Here is a 22,293-nt window from a genome sequence, read left to right as displayed (position 1 = left end):
TCTCAACTTTTTTACATGTAATAAACAATCGCGATATATTGAAGTGCAGATGCTGCTAGGATAAAGAGATGCCAAATCATGTGGAAATAAGGTTTTTTCTTAGCGTAAAATCCAGCTCCAACTGTATAACAGAGCCCACCAGTTACCATGAGACTCCAGAAAATTGGCGTTGTTTGACTGATAATGGCAGGAATGATAGCCAGAACCAACCAGCCCATGATCAGGTAAAGGGCAAGGCTGAATTTCTCATTGACCTTTTTAGCAAAGATTTTATAAAGGATGCCAAAGATGGTCGTTCCCCACTGAATGGCAATAATGAGATAGCCAAACCAGTTATTCATCAAAGTCAATACGACCGGCGTATAAGAGCCTGCGATAGCCACGTAAATCATAGAATGGTCGATGATTCGCAAGACGTATTTGTGGGTCGAACCATAGGCCATAGAGTGGTAAATGGTTGACGAGAGGAACATGAGAAAGAGACTGATAACAAAGATTGAAACACCAAAAGATGATAAAAATCCGTGTGCTTCATAACTATAGGTGGATGAAATAGGGAGCAAGATGAGCATGATAACGGCACCCACAGCATGGGTCACACTATTAGCAATTTCCTCTCCAAAACTGAGCTTTTTACTGAGTTTTAGGCTGGTATTCATTGGATTTCCTCCTCTTCTTTGATAAGGATTAAGTCTAGAGTTTGATGATAGAGTTTAACCGTTTGACAGCTAGTTTGGATAATAGGATTTTCTGGATCAATCCCATGGTTCATGTAGTCCACAAAAGCGTCGTAGATCTGGTCTGAGCTTGCTTGAGTTTGCAGAGTATTCAGTGTTTGAGCGATTTCATGAATCGAAAAGACAGACTTTAGAGTGGTGATGGCAATCAAACGTGCAATCTGTTTGCGTTGGTATTTTTTCTTGTCTGGCTTTGTCAGGTAACCATGTTTGACATAATTATTGACCATGGATGCTGTTAGTCCCTTGTCTTTATCTGGAGAGATAGGGGCACAGACTTGATTGACATAAAGCAAAACCTGATCCAGATAGAGGTCAATATTTGGAATGTCTTCCCATTTTGGGTAGGAAAAGTTAGAATTCATTTCCAACTCCTTTTTATCTAGTTTTGATAACTAGATTATAAAATAATAAAAAACAAAAGTCAAGTTTCAACTGCTTGTAGAAAGCTTTAAATTATGCTATGATGAGAGAAACTGGTTAGAAATGAGGGGAAAAGATGGAGATTCGTTTAGCTTTTCCAAACGAAGTAGATGCGATTATGCAGGTGATGGAGGATGCCAAAAAGTGCTTAGCCAAGTCTGGTAGCGACCAGTGGCAAAATGGCTATCCAAATGCCGATATCATTATTGATGATATTATCTCAGGCCAAGCCTATGTGGCCTTGGAAGAAGGAGAACTGCTAGCCTATGCTGCTGTGACCAAGAGCCCAGAGAAAGCCTATGAAGCTATTTATGAAGGAAGTTGGCAGGAGGGAGAATCAGAATATCTGGTCTTTCACCGTATCGCTGTTGCAGCAGATGTCCAAGGACAAGGAGTTGCTCAGACGTTCCTAGAAGGCTTGATTGAAGGATTTGATTATCTAGATTTTCGTTCAGATACGCATGCAGAAAACAAGGCCATGCAGCATATCTTTGAAAAGCTAGGTTTTCAACAGGTTGGTAAGGTTCCAGTTGATGGGGAACGTTTGGCCTATCAGAAATTAAAAAAATGAAGCAGAAAAAGTACGCAAAGATGCTCTACCCGTCGCCAATTGGGACCTTATCCTTAGTTGCTGACAAGCAATATCTGTATGGAATTTGGGTACAGAACCAAACTCATTTTGAGAGGGGATTAGGGGATGAAACGATAGAAGAAGTTGCTAGCCATCCTGTATTAGAGCAAGTTATTTCCTATTTAGATACCTATTTCGAAGGCAGTGTTCAGGATCTATCTGACTTACCTTTGGCTCCCATTGGAACAGATTTTGAAAAGCGAGTCTGGACTTACTTACAAGCCATTCCTTATGGTCAAACAGTGACTTACGGTCAAATAGCTCAAGACTTGCAAGTGGCTTCTGCCCAAGCGATTGGTGGAGCAGTGGGGCGTAATCCTTGGTCCATCCTCGTACCCTGTCATCGTGTGCTGGGGTCAGGCAATCGTCTGACAGGCTATGCATCTGGAGTCGAAAAGAAAGCCTGGCTCTTGCAACATGAAGGTGTAGCGTTTCAAGAAAATAAAAAATAGAAAGAAAAGAAGATGTTAGAATTTATCGAATACCCAAAATGTTCAACTTGTAAGAAAGCAAAAAATGAATTGGATAAACTTGGACTGGACTACAAAGATGTCCACATCGTAGAAGAAACACCAAGTGAAGAAGTGATTTTGAAGTGGTTGGAAACTTCCGGTTTTGAAGTGAAACAATTTTTCAATACCAGCGGGATCAAATATCGTGAACTGGGCTTGAAAGATAAGGTGGGAAGTTTGTCAAAACAAGAAGCAGCCAAGCTTCTAGCGAGTGATGGTATGTTATTGAAACGTCCAATTTTGGTGGAGAATGGTGCTGTTAAACAAATCGGCTATAGAAAAACCTATGAGGACTTAGGTTTGAGATAGTTTTTATTTATCTCCTTGATAGGTAAAATATATAGCCTCCCTGTTTTAAAGTGTGATAAACTAGAAGATAGACAAAGTCTGAGTAGCCCGTAGCAAATAATTTGCTTGCGAGCAGAAGTATGATAGAATGAATCATTATCAGGAGAGGATGTTTTTATGACTGTTACAACATTTTTAGCATCAGATTGGTATCAAAGTTTGATGCAACTCATTCCGGATGGAAAGCTCTTTAGTTTGCGTTCGGTATTTGATGGAATTCCAAGGATTGTCCAACAACTGCCTACAACCTTGATGTTGACGCTTGGAGGTGCGCTCTTTGGTTTGCTACTTGCCTTGATTTTTGCCATTGTTAAGATCAATCGTGTTAAGATTTTATATCCCTTGCAGGCCTTTTTCGTCAGCTTCTTAAAAGGTACTCCAATCCTAGTTCAACTTATGTTGACCTACTACGGAATTCCTTTAGCACTGAAAGCTATCAACCAACAATGGGGAACTGGTCTCAATATCAATGCGATTCCAGCAGCGCTTTTTGCGATTGTGGCCTTTGCTTTTAATGAGGCGGCTTATGCAAGTGAAACGATTCGTGCGGCCATCCTTTCTGTTAATCCAGGTGAAATTGAGGCGGCACGCAGTTTGGGTATGACACGAGCGCAAGTTTATCGTCGCGTGATTATTCCAAATGCTGCGGTAGTTGCGACACCGACTTTGATTAACTCCCTTATCGGTTTGACCAAGGGAACTTCTCTAGCCTTTAGCGCAGGTGTTGTGGAGGTCTTTGCCCAAGCTCAGATTTTAGGTGGAGCTGATTATCGCTATTTTGAACGTTTCATCTCCGTAGCCCTTGTTTATTGGGTGGTCAATATCGGAATTGAAAGCCTCGGCCGTTTCATCGAGAGAAAAATGGCTATCTCAGCACCGGATACAGTGTCTACAGATGTGAAAGGAGACCTTCGTTAATGATTAAGATTTCGAATTTAAGCAAATCCTTTTCAGGACAGACAGTCTTGAATCATCTGAACTTGGATATCCAAAAAGGTGAGGTAGTGGCTTTGATTGGTTCATCTGGAGCTGGGAAATCAACCTTTCTTCGAAGTTTAAACTATCTTGAAACTCCAGATAGTGGAACGATTCAGATTGACAATTTTAAAGTTGATTTTTCTCAGATTAGCCAAGAAGAAATCCTAACCCTTCGTCGCAAGTTGTCTATGGTTTTCCAACAGTTTAATTTGTTTGAACGCCGAACTGCTCTTGACAATGTCAAGGAAGGTTTGATTGTCGTTAAAAAATTATCGGACGAGGAAGCAACAAAAATCGCTAAGGAAGAGTTGGCCAAGGTTGGTCTTTCTGACCGTGAAAACCATTATCCTCGCCACTTATCAGGTGGACAAAAGCAACGGGTTGCCCTTGCGCGTGCGCTTGCTATGAAACCAGATGTCTTGCTCTTGGACGAACCCACTTCAGCCCTCGACCCAGAATTGGTCGGTGAAGTAGAAAAGTCTATTGCAGATGCTGCCAAGTCAGGTCAGACCATGATTTTGGTCAGTCACGATATGTCTTTTGTAGCCCAAGTAGCTGACAAGGTTTTATTCCTAGATAAAGGGAAAATCATCGAGTCTGGCACACCGGATGAAATCATCAATCATCCGAAAGAAGAACGAACAAAAGAATTCTTCGCTAGTTACAAACGGACTTATATTTGATATAATAGAAAAAGGAAAACTCAGTTAGTTGGACTAGCTGAGTTTACTCTTTAAAAAAGATAGAAACGAGAGAGATCATGCTACTGCATCTATTTTCTTTGTATTTCGAGAGTTTGATCTTAACGACCATCCTTGTCGTGATTTTTCTGGGGATTTGGATTGGATTGAGAGCCATGTCTGGTGTGGACAAGACAGCCAAAGCTCGCCAAGCTCATCTCTATGATATGATTATGATTGGTGTTTTGGTCGTTCCGGTGTTATCCTTTGCCGTCATGAGTTTACTCTTGGTTTTCAAGGCATAATCCTTGCGTGACTAGCAAGAATGAGTTAGAATAAAGATAGTTACAACAAGAAAGAAGGAATCGAAATGTACGATACGATTATTGTCGGTGCTGGACCTGCGGGAATGACCGCTGCCTTATATGCTGCTCGCAGCAATCTGAAAGTGGCTTTGATTGAAGGTGGTCTGCCAGGAGGGCAAATGAATAACACATCTGATATTGAAAACTATCCAGGTTATGCCAATATCAGTGGACCTGAATTGGCTGAAAAGATGTTTGAACCACTTGAAAACCTTGGAGTGGAGCATCTTTATGGCTATGTTGAAAATATTGAAGATCAGGGTGACTATAAGAAGGTAATCACTGATGATCAAGTTTACGAAACCCGTACTGTCATTGTAGCAACTGGTTCTAAACACCGTCTTTTGGGAGTTCCCGGAGAAGAAGAATTGAACAGTCGTGGTGTTTCTTACTGTGCGGTCTGTGATGGAGCTTTCTTCCGTGATCAAGACTTGCTCGTAGTCGGTGGTGGAGATTCAGCGGTAGAAGAAGCTCTGTTCTTAACTCGCTTTGCCAAGTCCGTCACTATTGTTCACCGTCGAGATGAACTTCGTGCCCAAAAGGTTTTGCAAGACCGTGCTTTTGCAAATGAGAAAGTCAACTTTATCTGGGATTCTGTTGTCAAGGAAATCAAAGGTGAAAACCGAGTAGAATCTGTCGTATTTGAAAATGTAAAAACGGGTCAAGTGACAGAGCAAGCCTTCGGTGGTGTCTTTATCTATGTCGGTTTGGATCCTGTTAGCGATTTTGTTAAAGAATTGAATATTCAAGACCAGGCAGGCTGGATTGTGACAGATAATCACATGAAAACTGCCGTTGACGGTATCTTTGCAGTTGGAGATGTTCGCCAGAAAGATCTTCGCCAAGTGACAACAGCAGTTGGAGATGGGGCTATCGCTGGTCAAGAAGCTTACAAATTTATTACAGAACATAGTTAAGAAAAAAGTTTCCAATCACTTGATTGGAAACTTTTTATAGTCGGTTTCGGAAAACTTCGTACATGAGAATGGCTGCAGCAACACTGGCATTGAGACTTTGAACATGCCCATTCATGGGAATAGTAATCATCTCATCGACCTGTTTTTTGATGTTGCTAGAGATGCCTTTCCCTTCATTTCCGATGATGAGGGCGATTTTCCCTTTTGTATTCCACTTGTGGCAAGGAGTACCGTTCATATCCGTTCCAAAGGTCCAGAAGCCTTCAGCCTTGAGTTTGTCTAGGGTTTGACTGAGGTTGGTCACTCGCGCAATCGGTACATGCTCAATAGCACCAGTAGCTGTTTTGGCAACGACTGGAGTTACACCGACAGCTCGGTGCTTGGGAATGATGACACCTGAAACATTGGTCGCGTCAGCGGTTCTTAAGATAGAACCTAGATTATGAGGGTCAGTTAGACCATCCAGAATCAATAAAAGTGGATTTTCTTCTTGACGTGTTTTGGCAAGGATTTGATCCAGCTCGCTATAGGCAAATTCGGACACTCGTAGAACAAAACCTTGGTGGACAGCGCCTTCGGTCATCTCAGACAGGGATTTTTTTGAAGTCCAAGAAATGGATACCTTCTTTTCTGTAGCCAGTTCCTTGACTTTTTCAACATTCTTACCTCGAAGATCTTCTTGGAGGTAGAGTTTGTTTCCAGTGTTTGCAAGGAGGGCTTCAGTAACGGCGTGGACGCCATAGACAATATCATTTGATTTCATGCCTCTATTATAACACAAAACCCCGTCTTGCAACGGGATTTTCTTTATTCCAGAATCAGTAAACCATCTTTAACAGCAAATGGATCTTTTTCATTGATACGATCGTAAAACATGATTCCGTTTAGGTGATCAATTTCATGTTGGACAACGATGGAGTTGTATCCTTTGAGCTTGATACGGTGTTTTTCGCCGTCCTTGTCAAAGTAATCAACAGTGACGCGGGCATGGCGAATAACATAGCCAGGTACGTTTCGGTCAACAGACAGGCAACCTTCTCCTTCGCCAAGAGCAGCGTCCTGAACAGAGTGAGAGACAATTTTTGGATTGTACATAATAGCTTGCAAGTCGTAGGCTTCCTGTGGAGTTTCACCTTCTTCCACAATATTTGGGACCAAGACGGCAATAATGCGTTTTGAAATATCGAGCTGGGGAGCGGCCAGCCCAACACCACCGCGGAGCCCCATTTTCTCAGCCATAACAGGATCTTGAGAATGTTTGAGGAATTGCATCATCTTTTCGCCAAGGATGATTTCCTGGTCAGACAGTGGGAAAGTGACTTCCTCAGCAACTGCGCGAAGAGTAGGGTTTCCCTCACGGATAATATCGTTCATATCAATTAAGTGAGCAGCTTTTGTAATACGTTCTATTGCAGACATTTTCTCTCCTTTCATTACCTCTACATGATAACACAAAATAGGCGAGAAAGAAAGTCGCAGAAGTTCCTAAAAAATAATATAATAAACGGTATTCCTCTTTTGTCTGTGGTATAATAAAAGAAAAGACTTGCACCAAAAGGCAAGGGGGAATAAAGATGGAAAAGCGACAAGATAGACGGTCTCAGGGCTCTCTTTATGGGGTGTGGAGAACTAGTGTGGATTTCTTTCGGAATTATAAATCCTGGACCAATGCCCAGTTTATTATTGTGTTATTGCTTGCAGTTGCCTTATCCATGGGGGGAAACTTATTAGTTCGAGCAGTACAAGGTAGTAAGGGAACGAGTCCTAGTAATCAAACTCTTGATTCTGCAAGTACTTCCAGTCAATCCAAGGAAGATCAGTCTGGTGAAACGACGGCACGTATCATGGCAAATGGTGATCTTCTCTACCATATTCCTATCTACCGAACAGCTCTAAAAGAAGATGGGACCTATGATTTTCATGAAAATTTTGAGTATGTCAAGCCCTGGCTCAAACAAGCGGACTTGGTGATTGGTGACTTTGAAGGAACTGTGAACAAGGACCACTATTTAGCAGGTTATCCTCTTTTTAATGCACCTGGTGAGGTGATGAATGCGATCAAGGATGCAGGCTATCAAGTTCTAGACTTGGCCCACAATCACATCCTAGATTCTCAGATAGAGGGAGTGGTCTCAACAGCTCAAGCTATTGAAAAGGCAGGAATGACACCTATCGGAGTTTACACACATGAATCCCGTGACCAAGCCCCTATAGTCATCAAGGAAGTCAATGGTATTAAGGTAGCTCTCTTGGCCTATTCCTATGGCTTTAATGGCATTGAACAATCTATTTCCCAAGAGGACTATAATCGCTATCTTTCTGACTTAGACGAAGAAAAGATGAAGGCAGAAATCGAGCGTGCAGAGAAAGAAGCGGATATCACTGTTGTTATGCCTCAGATGGGAATTGAGTACCAGCTAGAACCAACGGAAGAACAAAAGACACTGTACCACAAGATGGTGGACTGGGGAGCCGATATTATCTTTGGAGGGCATCCTCACGTCGTTGAACCTGCTGAAACAGTTGAAAAAGATGGTGACAAAAAACTGATTATCTATTCCATGGGGAATTTCCTCTCAAATCAGCGCATTGAAACCATGCAAGACGAGGGAAATGCCAAGTGGACAGAGCGTGGTGTTCTCATGGATGTGACCATTAAGAAAAAAGATGGAAAGACAAGGATTGAAACCGCCAAAGCGCATCCTACTTGGGTCAATCGGACACCCAAAGGGACTTACTCCCCAGAAGGCTATCCGCTCTTCCTCTATCAGACCTATATCCTAGAGGACTTCATTGAAGGGGGACGTTACCGTGAGCAGTTGGATGAGGCAACCAAGGAACGAATTGACACAGCCTATAAAGAAATGAATGAGCATGTAGGGTTGAAGTGGTAAGCACTCGCCCTAAAGGAGACGAGATGACGATTAAATTGATTGCAACAGATATGGATGGGACCTTGCTGGATCCAAGAGGGCAACTGGACTTGCCACGTTTAGAAAAGATTTTAGACCAATTAGATGAACGAGGTATCCGTTTTGTCATTGCGACGGGGAATGAAGTCCATCGAATGAGGCAATTATTAGAACACTTGGCGAGTCGAGTAGTCCTGGTTGTTGCTAACGGTGCTCGGATATTTGAGTATGATACATTACTTCAAGCTCAGACCTGGGATGATGCTATGGTTGACAAGGCTCTCCTTCATTTTAAAGGGAGGGAGTGTCGAGATCAGTTCGTCGTCACTAGTATGAACGGGAGTTTTGTCAAGGAAGGAACGGTTTTTACAGACCTGGAAAAATTTATGACTCCAGAGATGATTGAAAAACTTTACCAAAGGACCAATTTTGTGGATGAGCTAAACTCAAACCTCTTTGGAGGAGTTCTAAAGATGAGCATGGTCGTTGGAGAGGAACGCTCTAGTTCTGTTTTGCAGGAAATCAATGACCTCTTTGATGGTCGTGTAAGAGCTGTTTCTAGCGGTTATGGCTGTATCGATATCCTGCAAGCTGGGGTTCACAAGGCTTGGGGATTGGAAGAATTACTCAAGCGCTGGGATTTGACATCGGAACAAATCATGGCTTTTGGTGATAGCGAAAATGATGTTGAGATGTTGGAGATGGCTGGAATTGCCTATGCTATGGAAAATGCTGATGATGAGGCCAAGGCAGTTGCAACTGCCCTAGCTCCAGCTAACAGCCAAGGGGGCGTTTATCAGGTCCTAGAAAATTGGTTAGAGAAAGAGGGATAAGGTGGCAGTACAGTTATTAGAAAATTGGCTTCTAAAAGAGCAGGCAAAGATTCAAACCAAGTATCGTGAATTGAATCAAGTATCTGTTCTAGAACCAGATATGATTTTTATCGGCGATTCGATTGTAGAATACTACCCTTTGCAAGAGTTACTCGGGACTGCCAAGACGATTGTTAATCGAGGCATCCGAGGTTACCAGACGGGGCTTCTACTAGACAATCTTGATGCCCATCTTTATGGTGATGCTGTCGATCAAATTATTCTCTTAATTGGGACAAATGACATCGGAAAAGATGTTTCCATGAATGAAGCCTTGGATAATCTTGAGCGTGTGATCCAATCGATTGCCCGAGAATATCCGCTGTCACAAATAAAGCTTGTTTCTATCCTGCCAGTCAATGAAGGAGAAGAATACAAGCAGACAGTTTATATTCGTACCAATGAAAAGATCAGAGAATGGAATCAAGCCTATGAGGCTCTAGCTTCCGCCTATATGCAAGTAGATTTTCTACCAATTTATGATAGTTTGACAGATTCAGAAGGACAACTTCAATCAGCCTATACAACGGATGGTCTCCATCTAAGTGTAGCTGGTTATCAAGCTTTATCAGATATTTTAAAAACGTATCTTTTCTAAAGAATTGACTTGATTTTGCATTTTTTATGAAGATAGGTTATAATAGTTCTAACATCCTGGGGTCGTTACGGATTCGACAGGCATTATGAGGCATATTTTGCAACCCGTGTGGCGACGTAAACGCTCAGTTAAATATAACTGCAAAAAATAACACTTCTTACGCTCTAGCTGCCTAAAAACCAGCAGGCGTGACCTGATTTGGATTGCTCGTGTTCAATGACAGGTCTTATGATTAGCGAGATACGATCAAGCCTTGTCTAGTGGTTTGATAAGAGATTGATAGACTCGCAGTTCCTAGGCTTGAGTTATGTGTCGAGGAGCTGTTAAAACAATACATAACCTATGGTTGTAGACAAATATGTTGGCAGGTGTTTGGACGTGGGTTCGACTCCCACCGGCTCCATCTATATTTTGCATTCTTTCGCAAACCTTTCTAAAACGTTGATAAATCAGCGTTTTTATTTTTGTATTTGGCATTCCTTTGCATTCTTTTGCAAAAAAGGGAGTCACAAAAAGGAGGCGAACTTCCTTAAAAATCGATATACTTTGCAAACCGTTCTCCGATTAAAGTAGTGTCCTTTCACTTATTAAGTTGTAGATTTTTGCAAATAGACATTTTTAGTATGATAAATAAAATAAAACTGCACCTCAATGCAGTTTTTCTTTTTCTACGGAAGACATGGGATTCGAACCCACGCACGCTGTTACACGCCTACCGCGTTTCCAACACGGCCTCTTAAGCCTCTTGAGTAATCTTCCAATACTTACTCAAATAGTCTACCATAAAGCCACTTATCTTGCAATAAAAATGTTGGAATTGACAAAAATGATAGCTTTTGAAAGAAATTGATAAAAAATGCTTGACTTTGATAGAAATTGTGTTAGAATGAATAGTGTAAACGATAACAGGAGGTGTTTTGGTGTTAAAAACAGAGAGAAAACAACTGATTTTAGAGGAGTTAAATCAACATCATGTAGTTTCCTTAGAAAAATTGGTTAGTTTATTAGAAACATCAGAATCGACAGTACGAAGAGATTTGGACGAGTTGGAGGCGGAAAACAAGCTTCGCCGTGTGCATGGTGGAGCAGAATTACCCCACTCCTTGCAGGAAGAAGAAACCATCCAAGAAAAATCTGTCAAAAACCTTCAAGAGAAGAAGCTGCTGTCTCAGAAAGCAGCCTCTCTTATCAGGGAACAAGATGTTATCTTTATTGATGCTGGAACGACAACTGCTTTTTTAATCAAGGAATTGGTTAATAAGAATATCACAGTTGTGACCAACTCCATTCATCATGCGGTTCAGTTGGTTGAAAAACAGATTCCAACTGTCATGGTTGGAGGAAGTGTCAAGATGGCAACAGATGCATGTATCGGTGGTGTTGCTCTTAACCAAATCAATCAATTGCACTTTGACCGTGCCTTTATCGGGATGAATGGTGTGGACGATGGTTATTATACGACTCCTGATATGGAGGAGGGAGCCGTTAAGCGTGCTATTTTAGAGAATGCCAAACAAACCTATGTCTTGGTTGATTCGTCAAAGATTGGTCAAACTTGCTTTGCCAAGGTAGCACCTCTCAAACGCGCTATTGTCATCACAAGTCAAGGGCATGAGCTCTTACAGGCTATTAAGAAGAAAACGGAGGTAATAGAAGTATGATTTATACAGTCACACTTAATCCATCCATAGACTATATCGTGCGCTTGGACCAAGTTCAAGTCGGCAGTGTCAATCGTATGGACAGTGATGATAAGTTTGCTGGTGGGAAAGGAATTAATGTCAGTCGTGTTTTGAAGCGCTTGGATATTCCTAATACTGCGACTGGATTTATCGGAGGCTTTACTGGTAAATTTATCACAGATACCCTTACAGAGGAAGAAATCGAAACTCGTTTTGTCCAAGTATCTGAAGATACTCGTATCAATGTTAAAATTAAAGCAGATCAAGAAACAGAAATCAATGGAACTGGTCCAAATGTTGAGCCCGAACAACTTGAAGAGTTAAAAGCTATTCTTTCAAGCCTGACAGCAGAAGATACGGTTGTGTTTGCGGGTTCGAGTGCTAAGAACCTAGGCAATGTTATCTACAAGGATTTGATTGCCTTGACACGCAAGACTGGTGCGCAAGTCGTTTGTGACTTTGAAGGACAGACCTTGATTGATAGTTTGGACTACCAGCCACTTTTGGTTAAACCAAATAATCACGAACTTGAAGCTATCTTTGGAGTGAAACTCGAAAGTTTAGATGAAATCGAGAACTATGCTCGTCAGTTACTGGCCAAAGGAGCACAAAACGTCATCATTTCTATGGCTGGTGACGGTGCTCTTCTTGTCTCATCTGAGGGAGCTTACTTCGCTAAACCAATCAAGGGAACAGTCAAAAATTCAGTCGGGGCTGGTGACTCTATGGTCGCTGGGTTTACAGGTGAATTTGTCAAATCAAAAGACGCAGTAGAAGCCTTCAAGTGGGGAGTAGCTTGTGGAACAGCAACGACATTTTCAGATGATTTAGCAACTGCAGCATTTATTAAAGAAACTTATGAAAAAGTTGAGGTAGAAAAAAGATGAAAATTCAAGATTTATTGAGAAAAGATGTGATGTTGTTAGATTTGCAAGCAACTGAAAAAACAGCAGCTATCGAAGAGATGATTCATAGTTTGGTAGATCACGGTTATGTGACGGATTTTGAAACCTTTAAAGAAGGAATCTTAGCGCGTGAAGCTCTAACTTCCACTGGTTTGGGTGACGGAATCGCTATGCCACACAGCAAAAACTCTGCTGTCAAAGAAGCAACCGTTCTCTTTGCAAAGTCAAACAAGGGTGTTGACTATGAGAGCTTGGATGGGCAACCAACAGACCTCTTCTTCATGATTGCGGCTCCAGAAGGTGCCAATGATACTCACTTAGCAGCCTTGAATGAAAAACAAAGTATAGGTGGTGCCTTCTACAAACACTTAATGAGTGGTGTATCTCAAATGTTGCCATTCGTTATCGGTGGTGGTATCATGATTGCCCTTGCCTTCTTGATTGATGGTGCTTTGGGTGTGCCACAAGATAGTCTTGGCAATCTCGGATCCTACCATGAGTTGGCTTCTATGTTTATGAAAATTGGTGGTGCAGCCTTTGGCTTGATGCTTCCAGTTTTTGCAGGATATGTTGCCTACTCTATCGCTGAAAAACCAGGTTTGGTAGCTGGTTTTGTGGCTGGTGCAATTGCCAAAGAAGGTTTTGCCTTTGGTAAAATCCCTTATGCAGCAGGTGGTGAAGCAACTTCAACTCTTGCAGGTGTCTCATCTGGTTTCCTCGGTGCCCTTGTTGGTGGGTTTATCGCAGGTGCTTTAGTTCTTGCTATCAAGAAATACGTTAAAGTTCCTCGTTCACTTGAAGGGGCTAAGTCTATCCTACTCTTGCCACTTCTTGGAACAATCTTGACTGGATTTGTTATGCTAGCTGTTAACATCCCAATGGCAGCAATCAACACTGCTATGAATGACTTCCTAGGCGGTCTTGGAGGAGGTTCAGCTGTCCTTCTCGGTATCGTTCTTGGTGGTATGATGGCTGTTGATATGGGTGGGCCTGTCAATAAAGCAGCCTATGTCTTTGGTACAGGTACGCTTGCAGCGACTGTTTCTTCAGGTGGTTCTGTAGCCATGGCAGCAGTTATGGCTGGAGGAATGGTTCCACCACTTGCTATCTTTGTAGCAACCCTCCTCTTTAAAAATAAATTTACCAAAGAAGAACGTAACTCTGGTTTGACAAACATCATCATGGGCTTGTCATTTATCACTGAAGGAGCGATTCCATTTGGTGCCGCTGACCCAGCTCGTGCGATCCCAAGCTTCGTTCTTGGATCAGCAGTAGCAGGTGGTCTCGTTGGTCTTGCAGGTATCAAACTCATGGCACCACACGGAGGCATCTTCGTCATCGCCCTAACTTCAAATGCCCTTCTTTACCTTGTCTTTGTCTTGATTGGAGCAATTGTAAGTGGTGTGGTTTATGGTTCCCTACGCAAACCACAAGCATAAAAAGGATTAGAATAGAAAGATTGTTACCATTTGGTGCAATCTTTTTCTCTGTTCGAAATGACTGTGAAATATGGTATAATAGAAGAATGGCAAACAAGAATACTACAAAAACAAGACGGAGACCGTCTAAAGCAGAACTCGAAAGAAAACAGGCTATCCAGAGGATGTTGATTTCCTTAGGGATTGCCTTATTGTTGATTATTGCAGCTCTCAAGCTTGGTGCGGCGGGTATCACCCTTTATAATCTCATTCGACTGGTGGTCGGAAGTTTGGCCTATGTGGCCATTGGTGCCCTCCTCATTTATCTCTTTCTATTTAAATGGATCCGTAAGCAAGAAGGACTTCTGTCAGGATTTCTCTGTATCTTCGCTGGCTTACTCTTAATTTTTGAGGCTTATCTTGTCTGGAAATTTGGCTTGGAGCAGGCAGTTCTAAAAGGGACCTTGTCTCAAGTTATGACGGACCTGACTGGAATGCGGGTGACTAGTTTTGCTGGTGGAGGCCTGCTTGGTGTCGGACTTTATATCCCCATTGCCTTTCTTTTTTCAAATATCGGATCGTACTTTATTGGGGTTCTCTTGATTTTAGTTGGGATTCTCCTGATTAGTCCTTGGTCTATTTATGATGTTGCAGCCTTTATTGGAGCGCAGTTCAGATCCTTCATGGAAAAACAGGAACAGAGAAAACAGGAACGTTTCATCAAGAGAGAAGAAGAAAAGGCACGTCAAGAAGCTGAAGAAGCAGCAAGAATTCAGAGAGAACTAGAAGAGCAGGATGCGCTGTCGCTTCCTCCTGTAGATCCTGAAACTGGAGAAATCTTATCTGAGGTACCAGTCTATGATCTCCCCCCAATTCCTGAGGAAGAATGGATCGAACCAGAGATTATCCTTCCTCAAGCTGACTTAGAAGTTCCAGATGTGGAAGAAGACTTTGAGGATGAAGAGGTGCAGGTTGATTTTTCTACCAAAGAAGCCCTTGAATACAAACTACCAAGCTTGCAACTCTTTGCGCCAGATAAACCCAAAGACCAATCCAAGGAAAAGAAGATCGTCCGAGAAAATATCAAAATACTAGAAGAAACCTTTGCTAGCTTTGGGATTAAGGTAACAGTGGAACGGGCTGAAATCGGTCCATCTGTTACCAAGTATGAAGTCAAGCCAGCCGTTGGTGTTCGAGTTAACCGAATTTCCAATCTAGCAGACGACTTAGCGCTTGCTCTAGCGGCCAAGGATGTTCGGATTGAGGCTCCAATACCTGGTAAATCCTTAGTCGGGATTGAGGTTCCTAACTCTGAGATTGCGACCGTTTCTTTCCGTGAGCTCTGGGAACAGTCTCAGACTAAACCAGAAAATCTCCTCGAAATTCCTCTAGGTAAGGCTGTCAATGGAACGGCTCGCACCTTTGATCTTTCCAAGATGCCCCACCTACTTGTTGCAGGTTCGACGGGATCAGGGAAATCAGTCGCAGTTAATGGTATTATCGCTAGTATTCTGATGAAAGCAAGACCCGACCAGGTCAAGTTTATGATGGTCGATCCTAAGATGGTTGAGTTATCGGTGTACAATGACATTCCTCACCTCTTGATTCCAGTTGTGACCAATCCACGTAAGGCCAGCAAGGCTCTCCAAAAAGTCGTGGATGAGATGGAAAACCGTTATGAACTCTTTGCTAAGGTTGGTGTGCGAAATATCGCTGGTTACAATGCTAAGGTCGAGGAATTTAATAGCCAATCTGAGTACAAACAAGTACCCCTGCCTTTGATTGTTGTCATTGTGGACGAGTTGGCTGACCTTATGATGGTGGCCAGCAAGGAAGTGGAAGATGCTATCATTCGTCTCGGACAGAAGGCGCGTGCGGCAGGGATTCACATGATTCTTGCAACGCAACGTCCATCGGTTGATGTCATCTCTGGTCTTATCAAGGCCAATGTACCGTCTCGTGTGGCTTTTGCAGTTTCATCGGGAACAGATTCACGAACCATCTTGGATGAAAATGGAGCAGAAAAATTACTTGGTAGAGGAGACATGCTCTTTAAACCAATTGATGAAAATCACCCGGTCCGTCTGCAAGGATCCTTTATCTCGGATGATGATGTTGAACGCATCGTAAACTTCATCAAGGATCAGGCTGATGCGGACTATGATGATAGCTTTGACCCAGGAGACGTCCCAGATAATGAAGGAGATTTCTCTGACGGTGAAGCTGGTGGCGATCCGCTCTTTGAAGAAGCCAAGGCTCTGGTTATCGAGACGCAGAAAGCTAGTGCTTCGATGATTCAGCGTCGTTTGTCGGTTGGATTTAACCGTGCGACCCGCCTGATGGAAGAACTTGAAATGGCAGGTGTCATAGGCCCAGCTGAAGGAACCAAACCACGAAAAGTATTGCAACAATAAAAAAATAGCTTCTTTCCAAATCTGGAGGGAAGCTATTTTAGTGGTTACTGGTTTGTTTTAGTTTCAGAACTCGTCGTATTTGACTGTGTTCCGTTATCGCTTGTTTCTTTATTTGTAGCAGGTGTAGAAGAGTCCTGAGTTGTTGTTTTCTGTTCTTCTTTTTTATCCTCTTTCTTGTTGGATTGAGAAGTTTCTTCTTGTGGGGTATTTTCTTTAGTAGAAGTGTTGTCCTTGTTAGGTGTAGTATTTTCCTGAGGGGATTCCTTTTGAATTTCCTTGACAACAGTTGTTTGGGTTGTCGTCGGTTCTTTTTTGTTGTTTTTGTTATTATCCATGGCGTTCATGATGGTGATAGTAGCGGTGATGAGACCAAGGATACTACCGATGGTAGCAATCGTTTTTTGAAAGACAGTAAATCCTTTTTTAATGTGTTCAGTTTTTGATTTATTAGAAGTTCTACGATAGTTAGACATGATACTCTCCTTTGATTATGATTTATTATACCTCATTTCTTTAAAAAAATCTTAAAAAAAGAGAAACCTCCCTTTCTTGTCGCAGGTCTCTTTTCGTGATACAATAGAAGGAGTGATTTTAGAAAGCGTGAGAAAACATGATCTACTTTGATAATTCGGCGACAACCAAGCCTTATCCTGAAGCACTTGAAACTTACATGCAGGTCGCTTCAAAAATTGTAGGAAATCCGTCTAGTCTCCATCGTTTGGGAGATCAGGCAACACGAATTTTAGATGCTTCCCGGCAGCAAATTGCAGATTTAATCGGCAAGAAGAGCGATGAAATCTTCTTTACCTCTGGAGGAACAGAAGGGGATAACTGGGTTATCAAGGGTGTGGCCTTTGAAAAAGCCCAGTTTGGCAAGCACATCATCGTATCAGCTATTGAGCATCCGGCAGTCAAGGAGTCAGCTCTCTGGCTGAAAAGTCAAGGTTTTGAGGTGGATATTTCCCCAGTTGATAGCAGAGGATTTGTGGATGTTGAGGCTCTAGAGGATTTGATACGACCTGATACGATCCTCGTTTCTATCATGGCAGTTAACAACGAAATTGGGTCTATTCAGCCTATTGAGGCTATCTCAGAACTGTTGGCAGACAAGCCAACTATTTCCTTCCATGTTGATGCAGTTCAGGCACTTGCTAAGATTCCGACTGAAAAATACCTGACTGATCGAGTGGATTTTGCGACCTTCTCTAGTCATAAATTCCACGGAGTTCGTGGTGTTGGATTTGTTTATATCAAGTCTGGCAAGAAAATCACCCCCCTATTAACTGGTGGTGGCCAAGAGGGGGACTATCGTTCAACAACTGAGAATATAGCAGGAATTGCAGCAACAGCCAAGGCCCTCCGTTTGTCTATGGAAAAGTTAGCTGTCTTTACTAGCAAGACTGGGCAGATGAAGGCAGTCATTCGCCAAGCCCTTCTTGCTTATCCAGATATTTTTGTCTTTTCAGATGAGGATGACTTTGCCCCTCATATCCTGACTTTTGGGATTAAGGGTGTTCGTGGTGAAGTCATTGTTCACGCTTTTGAAGACTATGACATTTTCATTTCCACAACCTCTGCTTGTTCATCCAAGGCAGGAAAACCTGCGGGGACCTTGATAGCCATGGGAGTGGACAAGGATAAGGCCCAGTCAGCTGTGCGTCTAAGTCTGGACCTGGAAAATGATATGAGTCAGGTCGAGCAGTTTTTGACCAAGCTAAAATTAATTTACAATCAAACTAGAAAAGTAAGATAGGAGCATTTATGCAGTATTCAGAAATTATGATTCGCTACGGAGAATTGTCAACCAAACACAAAAATCGTATGCGTTTCATCAATAAACTTCGTAATAATATTTCAGACGTTTTGTCTATCTATCCCCAGGTTAAGGTAACCGCAGACCGCGACCGTGCCCACGCTTACCTCAATGGAGCAGATTACACAGCAGTAGCAGAATCGCTCAAACAAGTCTTTGGAATTCAAAATTTTTCTCCTGTGTATAAGATTGAAAAGTCAGTGGAAGTTCTGAAGTCTGCTGTCCAAGAGATTATGAAGGAAATCTATAAGGAAGGGATGACCTTTAAAATCACTAGCAAGCGTAGCGACCACAACTTTGAACTCGACAGTCGTGAACTCAATCAAACTCTCGGTGGAGCTGTTTTCGAGGCTATTCCAAACGTGCAAGCTCAGATGAAAAATCCAGATATTAATCTTCAGGTTGAGATTCGTGAAGAGGCTGCCTATCTTTCCTATGAAACTTTTCGTGGAGCAGGAGGATTACCTGTGGGAAGTTCTGGTAAAGGCATGCTCATGTTGTCAGGAGGAATTGATTCACCCGTGGCAGGTTATCTAGCTCTTAAACGTGGGGTAGATATTGAAGCCGTCCACTTTGCCAGCCCGCCATATACGAGTCCTGGTGCCCTCAAGAAAGCCCACGATTTGACCCGCAAATTGACCAAGTTTGGTGGGAATATCCAGTTTATCGAGGTGCCTTTCACTGAGATTCAAGAGGAAATCAAGGCTAAGGCGCCAGAAGCCTACCTCATGACCTTGACGCGTCGTTTTATGATGCGCATTACCGACCGTATCCGTGAGGTACGAAATGGTTTAGTTATCATCAATGGGGAAAGTCTTGGTCAAGTAGCTAGCCAGACCTTGGAAAGTATGCAGACTATCAACGCTGTGACTAGCACTCCCATCATTCGTCCCGTGGTTACGATGGACAAGTTGGAAATCATTGACATCGCGCAGGAAATCGATACCTTTGAAATTTCAATCCAGCCTTTTGAAGATTGCTGTACTATTTTTGCGCCTGACCGTCCTAAGACCAATCCTAAGATAGAGAATGCAGAGCAGTATGAAAAACGCATGGATGTTGAAGGCTTGGTTGAGCGAGCAGTGGCTGGGATTATGATTACTGAAATCACTCCCCAGGTTGAAAAAGATACTGTCGATGAGTTAATTGACAATCTCCTCTAATCAGAAAATCCAGAAGAATTCAGAAAAACAAATGAAAAAAGTTAGTTATTTATCCTTAAAATGGACATTAACTGACTTTTTTTCTATTTTTATGGTATAATAAGATAAAATTTTGAATATAGAGAGTTTTCTGACAATGAATCATTCCTACTTTTACTTAAAAATGAAAGAACACAAACTCAAGGTTCCTTATACAGGAAAAGAGCGTCGTGTGCGTGTGCTCCTGCCAAAGGACTACGAGAAAGACACAGACCGTTTTTACCCTGTTGTTTACTTTCATGATGGGCAAAATGTCTTTTACAGCAAGGAGTCCTATATCGGTCACTCTTGGAAGATTATTCCAGCTATTAAGCGAAATCCTGACATCAGTCGCATGATTGTTGTTGCTATTGACAATGATGGTATGGGGCGGATGAATGAGTATGCAGCTTGGAAGTTTCAAGAATCTCCTATTCCAGGCCAGCAGTTTGGTGGTAAGGGTGTGGAGTATGCCGAGTTTGTCATGGAGGTGGTCAAGCCTTTTATCGATGAAACCTATCGTACCAAAGCTGATCGCCAGCACACCGCTATGATTGGTTCGTCGCTAGGAGGCAATATCACCCAGTTTATCGGACTAGAGTACCAAGATCGAATTGGTTGTCTAGGTGTCTTTTCATCTGCTAACTGGCTCCACCAAGAAGCATTTAACCGCTATATCGAGCGTAAAAAATTGACGCCTGAACAGCGCATTTTTATCTATGTAGGAACAGAAGAAGCGGATGATACAGACAAGACCTTGATGGCTGGCAATATCAAGCAAGCCTATATCGACTCATCGCTTCGCTATTACCATGATTTGATTGCAGGGGGAGTTCATCTGGATAATCTTGTCTTGAAAGTTCAGTCTGGTGCGATCCATAGTGAAATCCCTTGGTCGGAAAATTTACCAGACTGTCTCCGATTTTTTGCAGAGAAATGGTAAGTTAGGAAAGGAGAAAGCCAATGCATATTGAAAACCTTAGCCACTGGAGTGGCCATCTCAACCGTGAAATGTATCTCAACCGTTATGGACATGCTGGGATTCCAGTTGTTGTTTTTGCTTCATCTGGTGGCAGTCACAATGAATACTATGATTTTGGCATGATTGATGCCTGTGCTTCCTTTATCGAGGAGGGCCGCGTCCAGTTCTTTACGCTATCCAGTGTGGACAGTGAGAGCTGGCTGGCTACTTGGAAAAATGCTCATGACCAGGCGGAGATGCACCGCGCCTACGAACGCTATGTAATTGAGGAGGCCATTCCTTTTATCAAGCATAAGACAGGTTGGTTTGATGGCATGATGACGACAGGATGCTCAATGGGGGCTTACCATGCACTTAATTTCTTTCTCCAGCATCCAGATGTCTTTACCAAGGTGATTGCCCTCAGTGGTGTTTACGACGCACGTTTCTTTGTTGGCGATTACTACAATGACGATGCTATTTACCAAAACTCGCCAGTAGATTATATCTGGAATCAAAACGACGGCTGGTTTATTGATCGTTACCGTCAGGCAGAAATCGTCGTTTGTACGGGACTTGGTGCCTGGGAACAAGATGGTCTGCCATCTTTCTACAAGCTCAAAGAAGCCTTTGACCAGAAACAAATTCCAGCCTGGTTTGCTGAATGGGGACACGATGTAGCCCATGACTGGGAATGGTGGCGTAAACAAATGCCTTATTTTCTTGGACACCTGTATCTATAAAAGGAGTTGCCTATGAATTACCTTGTTATTTCTCCCTATTATCCACAAAACTTTCAACAGTTTACTATTGAACTAGCTAGTAAAGGCATCACAGTATTGGGAATTGGTCAAGAACCCTACGAGCAACTGGATGAGCCTTTGCGCAATAGCCTGACCGAGTATTTCCGTGTAGACAATCTTGAGAACATAGACGAAGTTAAGCGTGCTGTTGCCTTTCTTTTCTACAAGCATGGTCCTATCGACCGCATCGAGTCGCACAATGAATACTGGCTTGAACTAGACGCAACACTCAGAGAACAATTCAATGTCTTTGGTGCCAAACCCGAAGATCTTAAAAAAACCAAGTTTAAGTCTGAGATGAAGAAACTATTCCAGAAGGCAGGCGTACCAGTTGTACCTGGGGCTGTTATCCAGACAGAAGCAGATGTAGACCAAGCAGTCGAGACGATTGGCCTACCAATGATTGCCAAACCTGATAACGGAGTGGGAGCGGCAGCAACCTTTAAGCTTGAGACAGAAGAAGATGTAAATCACTTCAAGGAAGAGTGGGACCATTCTACCGTTTATTTCTTTGAGAAATTTGTCACTTCTAGTGAAATCTGTACCTTTGACGGGCTTGTGGACAAGGATGGCAATATCGTCTTTTCAACGACTTTCGATTATGCCCATACACCACTTGATCTGATGATTTATAAGATGGACAATTCCTACTATGTACTCAAGGATATGGATCCCAAACTGCGCAAGTATGGCGAGGCCATTGTCAAGGAATTTGGTATGAAAGAGCGCTTTTTCCATATCGAGTTTTTCCGTGACGGGGACGACTACATTGCCATTGAGTACAATAACCGTCCTGCAGGTGGCTTTACCATTGATGTTTATAACTTTGCTCACTCTTTGGACCTCTATCGTGGCTATGCAGCTATTGTCGCAGGAGAAGAGTTCCCAGCATCAGAGTTTGAACCACAATACTGTTTAGCTACATCACGTCGTGCCAATGCAAACTATGTCTATTCAGAAGAAGACTTGCTTGCTAAGTACAGCCAGCAATTCAAGGTCAAAAAAATCATGCCAGCAGCCTTTGCAGAGCTACAAGGGGACTACCTTTATATGCTGACCACTCCGAGTCGCCAAGAGATGGAGCAGATGATTGTAGACTTTGGTAAGCGTCAAGAATAACTATTAGGACAAAAGGAGTTTGAC

General features: G+C 42.5%; 24 protein-coding genes, 1 tRNA gene and 1 other RNA gene. 20 read left to right on the top strand and 6 right to left on the bottom strand.

The window, feature by feature from the left end:
* Positions 1-11: 11 nt before the first annotated feature.
* A complete protein-coding gene (trhA, locus tag ACT17O_RS07190) occupies positions 12-659 on the bottom strand; it encodes a PAQR family membrane homeostasis protein TrhA (protein ID WP_001097972.1) in 648 nt (215 codons plus the stop codon).
* Positions 656-1,102 (bottom strand): DUF1836 domain-containing protein, encoded by a 447-nt coding sequence (locus ACT17O_RS07185; RefSeq protein ID WP_316717220.1) that lies wholly within the window; start codon positions 1,100-1,102, stop codon positions 656-658. Before ACT17O_RS07185 ends, trhA begins: the two co-directional genes overlap by 4 nt.
* Before the next feature lie 134 nt (positions 1,103-1,236).
* On the opposite strand from ACT17O_RS07185, the gene ACT17O_RS07180 reads away from it, so the two are divergent.
* The 7 genes from ACT17O_RS07180 to trxB all read left to right on the top strand — a co-directional run bounded on the left by ACT17O_RS07180 (position 1,237) and on the right by trxB (position 5,591).
* Positions 1,237-1,731, top strand: coding sequence for a GNAT family N-acetyltransferase (locus ACT17O_RS07180; protein WP_316717222.1), 495 nt, complete (start codon positions 1,237-1,239; stop codon positions 1,729-1,731).
* On the top strand, positions 1,728-2,243 hold the full coding sequence (locus ACT17O_RS07175; RefSeq protein ID WP_444817328.1) for a methylated-DNA--[protein]-cysteine S-methyltransferase: 516 nt from the start codon (positions 1,728-1,730) through the stop codon (positions 2,241-2,243). Before ACT17O_RS07180 ends, ACT17O_RS07175 begins: the two co-directional genes overlap by 4 nt.
* 12 nt (positions 2,244-2,255) lie before the next feature.
* Positions 2,256-2,612, top strand: a complete 357-nt coding sequence (locus ACT17O_RS07170; protein WP_444817327.1) for an arsenate reductase family protein — start codon at positions 2,256-2,258, stop codon at positions 2,610-2,612.
* Positions 2,613-2,768: 156 nt separating this feature from the next.
* Positions 2,769-3,569: an amino acid ABC transporter permease gene (locus ACT17O_RS07165; protein ID WP_000219166.1), complete on the top strand. Its 801-nt coding sequence runs from the start codon at positions 2,769-2,771 to the stop codon at positions 3,567-3,569.
* Positions 3,569-4,312 (top strand): amino acid ABC transporter ATP-binding protein, encoded by a 744-nt coding sequence (locus ACT17O_RS07160; protein ID WP_125397927.1) that lies wholly within the window; start codon positions 3,569-3,571, stop codon positions 4,310-4,312. Before ACT17O_RS07165 ends, ACT17O_RS07160 begins: the two co-directional genes overlap by 1 nt.
* Positions 4,313-4,389: 77 nt before the next feature.
* Positions 4,390-4,614 (top strand): DUF4059 family protein, encoded by a 225-nt coding sequence (locus tag ACT17O_RS07155; protein ID WP_000924294.1) that lies wholly within the window; start codon positions 4,390-4,392, stop codon positions 4,612-4,614.
* A 65-nt stretch (positions 4,615-4,679) separates the two neighbouring features.
* Positions 4,680-5,591 carry a thioredoxin-disulfide reductase gene (gene trxB / locus ACT17O_RS07150; protein WP_049520742.1) on the top strand — a complete coding sequence of 304 codons (912 nt, stop codon included), beginning with the start codon at positions 4,680-4,682 and terminating at the stop codon, positions 5,589-5,591.
* Between the two features lie 34 nt (positions 5,592-5,625).
* Here trxB and rlmB read toward each other — a convergent pair whose 3' ends face one another.
* Both rlmB and def read right to left on the bottom strand, forming a co-directional pair.
* The gene (rlmB, locus tag ACT17O_RS07145; RefSeq protein ID WP_049520743.1) at positions 5,626-6,354 is read right to left on the bottom strand and encodes a 23S rRNA (guanosine(2251)-2'-O)-methyltransferase RlmB; all 729 of its coding nucleotides are present in this window, start codon (positions 6,352-6,354) and stop codon (positions 5,626-5,628) included.
* 44 nt (positions 6,355-6,398) lie between these two features.
* Positions 6,399-7,010 carry a peptide deformylase gene (gene def, locus ACT17O_RS07140; protein WP_033629984.1) on the bottom strand — a complete coding sequence of 204 codons (612 nt, stop codon included), beginning with the start codon at positions 7,008-7,010 and terminating at the stop codon, positions 6,399-6,401.
* 155 nt (positions 7,011-7,165) lie between these two features.
* On the opposite strand from def, the gene ACT17O_RS07135 reads away from it, so the two are divergent.
* From ACT17O_RS07135 to ssrA, 4 genes are all read left to right on the top strand, one after another.
* Positions 7,166-8,485, top strand: a complete 1,320-nt coding sequence (locus ACT17O_RS07135; RefSeq protein ID WP_080980694.1) for a CapA family protein — start codon at positions 7,166-7,168, stop codon at positions 8,483-8,485.
* Between the two features lie 23 nt (positions 8,486-8,508).
* Entirely contained in the window at positions 8,509-9,336 is an 828-nt protein-coding gene (locus ACT17O_RS07130) for a Cof-type HAD-IIB family hydrolase (protein ID WP_444817326.1), read from the top strand.
* Position 9,337: 1 nt separating this feature from the next.
* Positions 9,338-9,973, top strand: a complete 636-nt coding sequence (locus ACT17O_RS07125; protein WP_444817325.1) for an SGNH/GDSL hydrolase family protein — start codon at positions 9,338-9,340, stop codon at positions 9,971-9,973.
* 58 nt (positions 9,974-10,031) lie between these two features.
* Positions 10,032-10,379: a transfer-messenger RNA gene (gene ssrA / locus ACT17O_RS07120) on the top strand.
* 265 nt (positions 10,380-10,644) lie between these two features.
* Here ssrA and ACT17O_RS07115 read toward each other — a convergent pair.
* Positions 10,645-10,732: transfer RNA gene (locus tag ACT17O_RS07115), tRNA-Ser, on the bottom strand.
* Between the two features lie 161 nt (positions 10,733-10,893).
* On the opposite strand from ACT17O_RS07115, the gene ACT17O_RS07110 reads away from it, so the two are divergent.
* The 4 genes from ACT17O_RS07110 to ACT17O_RS07095 all read left to right on the top strand — a co-directional run bounded on the left by ACT17O_RS07110 (position 10,894) and on the right by ACT17O_RS07095 (position 16,392).
* Complete coding sequence (locus ACT17O_RS07110; protein ID WP_444817324.1) at positions 10,894-11,634, top strand: DeoR/GlpR family DNA-binding transcription regulator; 741 nt, start codon at positions 10,894-10,896, stop codon at positions 11,632-11,634.
* Positions 11,631-12,542: a 1-phosphofructokinase gene (gene pfkB, locus ACT17O_RS07105; protein ID WP_444817323.1), complete on the top strand. Its 912-nt coding sequence runs from the start codon at positions 11,631-11,633 to the stop codon at positions 12,540-12,542. Before ACT17O_RS07110 ends, pfkB begins: the two co-directional genes overlap by 4 nt.
* Complete coding sequence (locus tag ACT17O_RS07100) at positions 12,539-13,999, top strand: fructose-specific PTS transporter subunit EIIC (RefSeq protein ID WP_444817322.1); 1,461 nt, start codon at positions 12,539-12,541, stop codon at positions 13,997-13,999. The genes pfkB and ACT17O_RS07100 overlap by 4 nt, the downstream gene beginning before the upstream one ends.
* Before the next feature lie 86 nt (positions 14,000-14,085).
* Positions 14,086-16,392, top strand: a complete 2,307-nt coding sequence (locus tag ACT17O_RS07095; RefSeq protein WP_444817321.1) for a DNA translocase FtsK — start codon at positions 14,086-14,088, stop codon at positions 16,390-16,392.
* A 44-nt stretch (positions 16,393-16,436) separates the two neighbouring features.
* On the opposite strand, the gene ACT17O_RS07090 is transcribed toward ACT17O_RS07095, so the two are convergent.
* Complete coding sequence (locus ACT17O_RS07090; protein ID WP_444817320.1) at positions 16,437-16,865, bottom strand: DUF6556 family protein; 429 nt, start codon at positions 16,863-16,865, stop codon at positions 16,437-16,439.
* Positions 16,866-17,002: 137 nt separating this feature from the next.
* Between ACT17O_RS07090 and ACT17O_RS07085 the strand changes: the two genes are divergently transcribed.
* From ACT17O_RS07085 to ACT17O_RS07065, 5 genes are all read left to right on the top strand, one after another.
* Positions 17,003-18,145 (top strand): cysteine desulfurase family protein, encoded by a 1,143-nt coding sequence (locus ACT17O_RS07085; RefSeq protein ID WP_444817319.1) that lies wholly within the window; start codon positions 17,003-17,005, stop codon positions 18,143-18,145.
* An 8-nt stretch (positions 18,146-18,153) separates the two neighbouring features.
* The gene (thiI, locus tag ACT17O_RS07080) at positions 18,154-19,368 is read left to right on the top strand and encodes a tRNA uracil 4-sulfurtransferase ThiI (protein WP_444817318.1); all 1,215 of its coding nucleotides are present in this window, start codon (positions 18,154-18,156) and stop codon (positions 19,366-19,368) included.
* 136 nt (positions 19,369-19,504) lie between these two features.
* Positions 19,505-20,329 (top strand): alpha/beta hydrolase, encoded by an 825-nt coding sequence (locus tag ACT17O_RS07075; RefSeq protein WP_167266243.1) that lies wholly within the window; start codon positions 19,505-19,507, stop codon positions 20,327-20,329.
* A gap of 20 nt (positions 20,330-20,349) precedes the next feature.
* On the top strand, positions 20,350-21,090 hold the full coding sequence (locus ACT17O_RS07070) for an esterase family protein (protein ID WP_044021030.1): 741 nt from the start codon (positions 20,350-20,352) through the stop codon (positions 21,088-21,090).
* Positions 21,091-21,102: 12 nt separating this feature from the next.
* Positions 21,103-22,269 (top strand): ATP-grasp domain-containing protein, encoded by a 1,167-nt coding sequence (locus ACT17O_RS07065; RefSeq protein WP_444817317.1) that lies wholly within the window; start codon positions 21,103-21,105, stop codon positions 22,267-22,269.
* The last annotated feature ends 24 nt before the right edge of the window (positions 22,270-22,293 follow it).

It is taken from the genome of Streptococcus sp. HJ1 (assembly GCF_052399005.1).
In the GTDB taxonomy this organism is placed as follows: domain Bacteria; phylum Bacillota; class Bacilli; order Lactobacillales; family Streptococcaceae; genus Streptococcus.
Note: the sequence above shows the minus strand (reverse complement) of the source record. Positions and strands in the feature narration are given on the sequence as shown.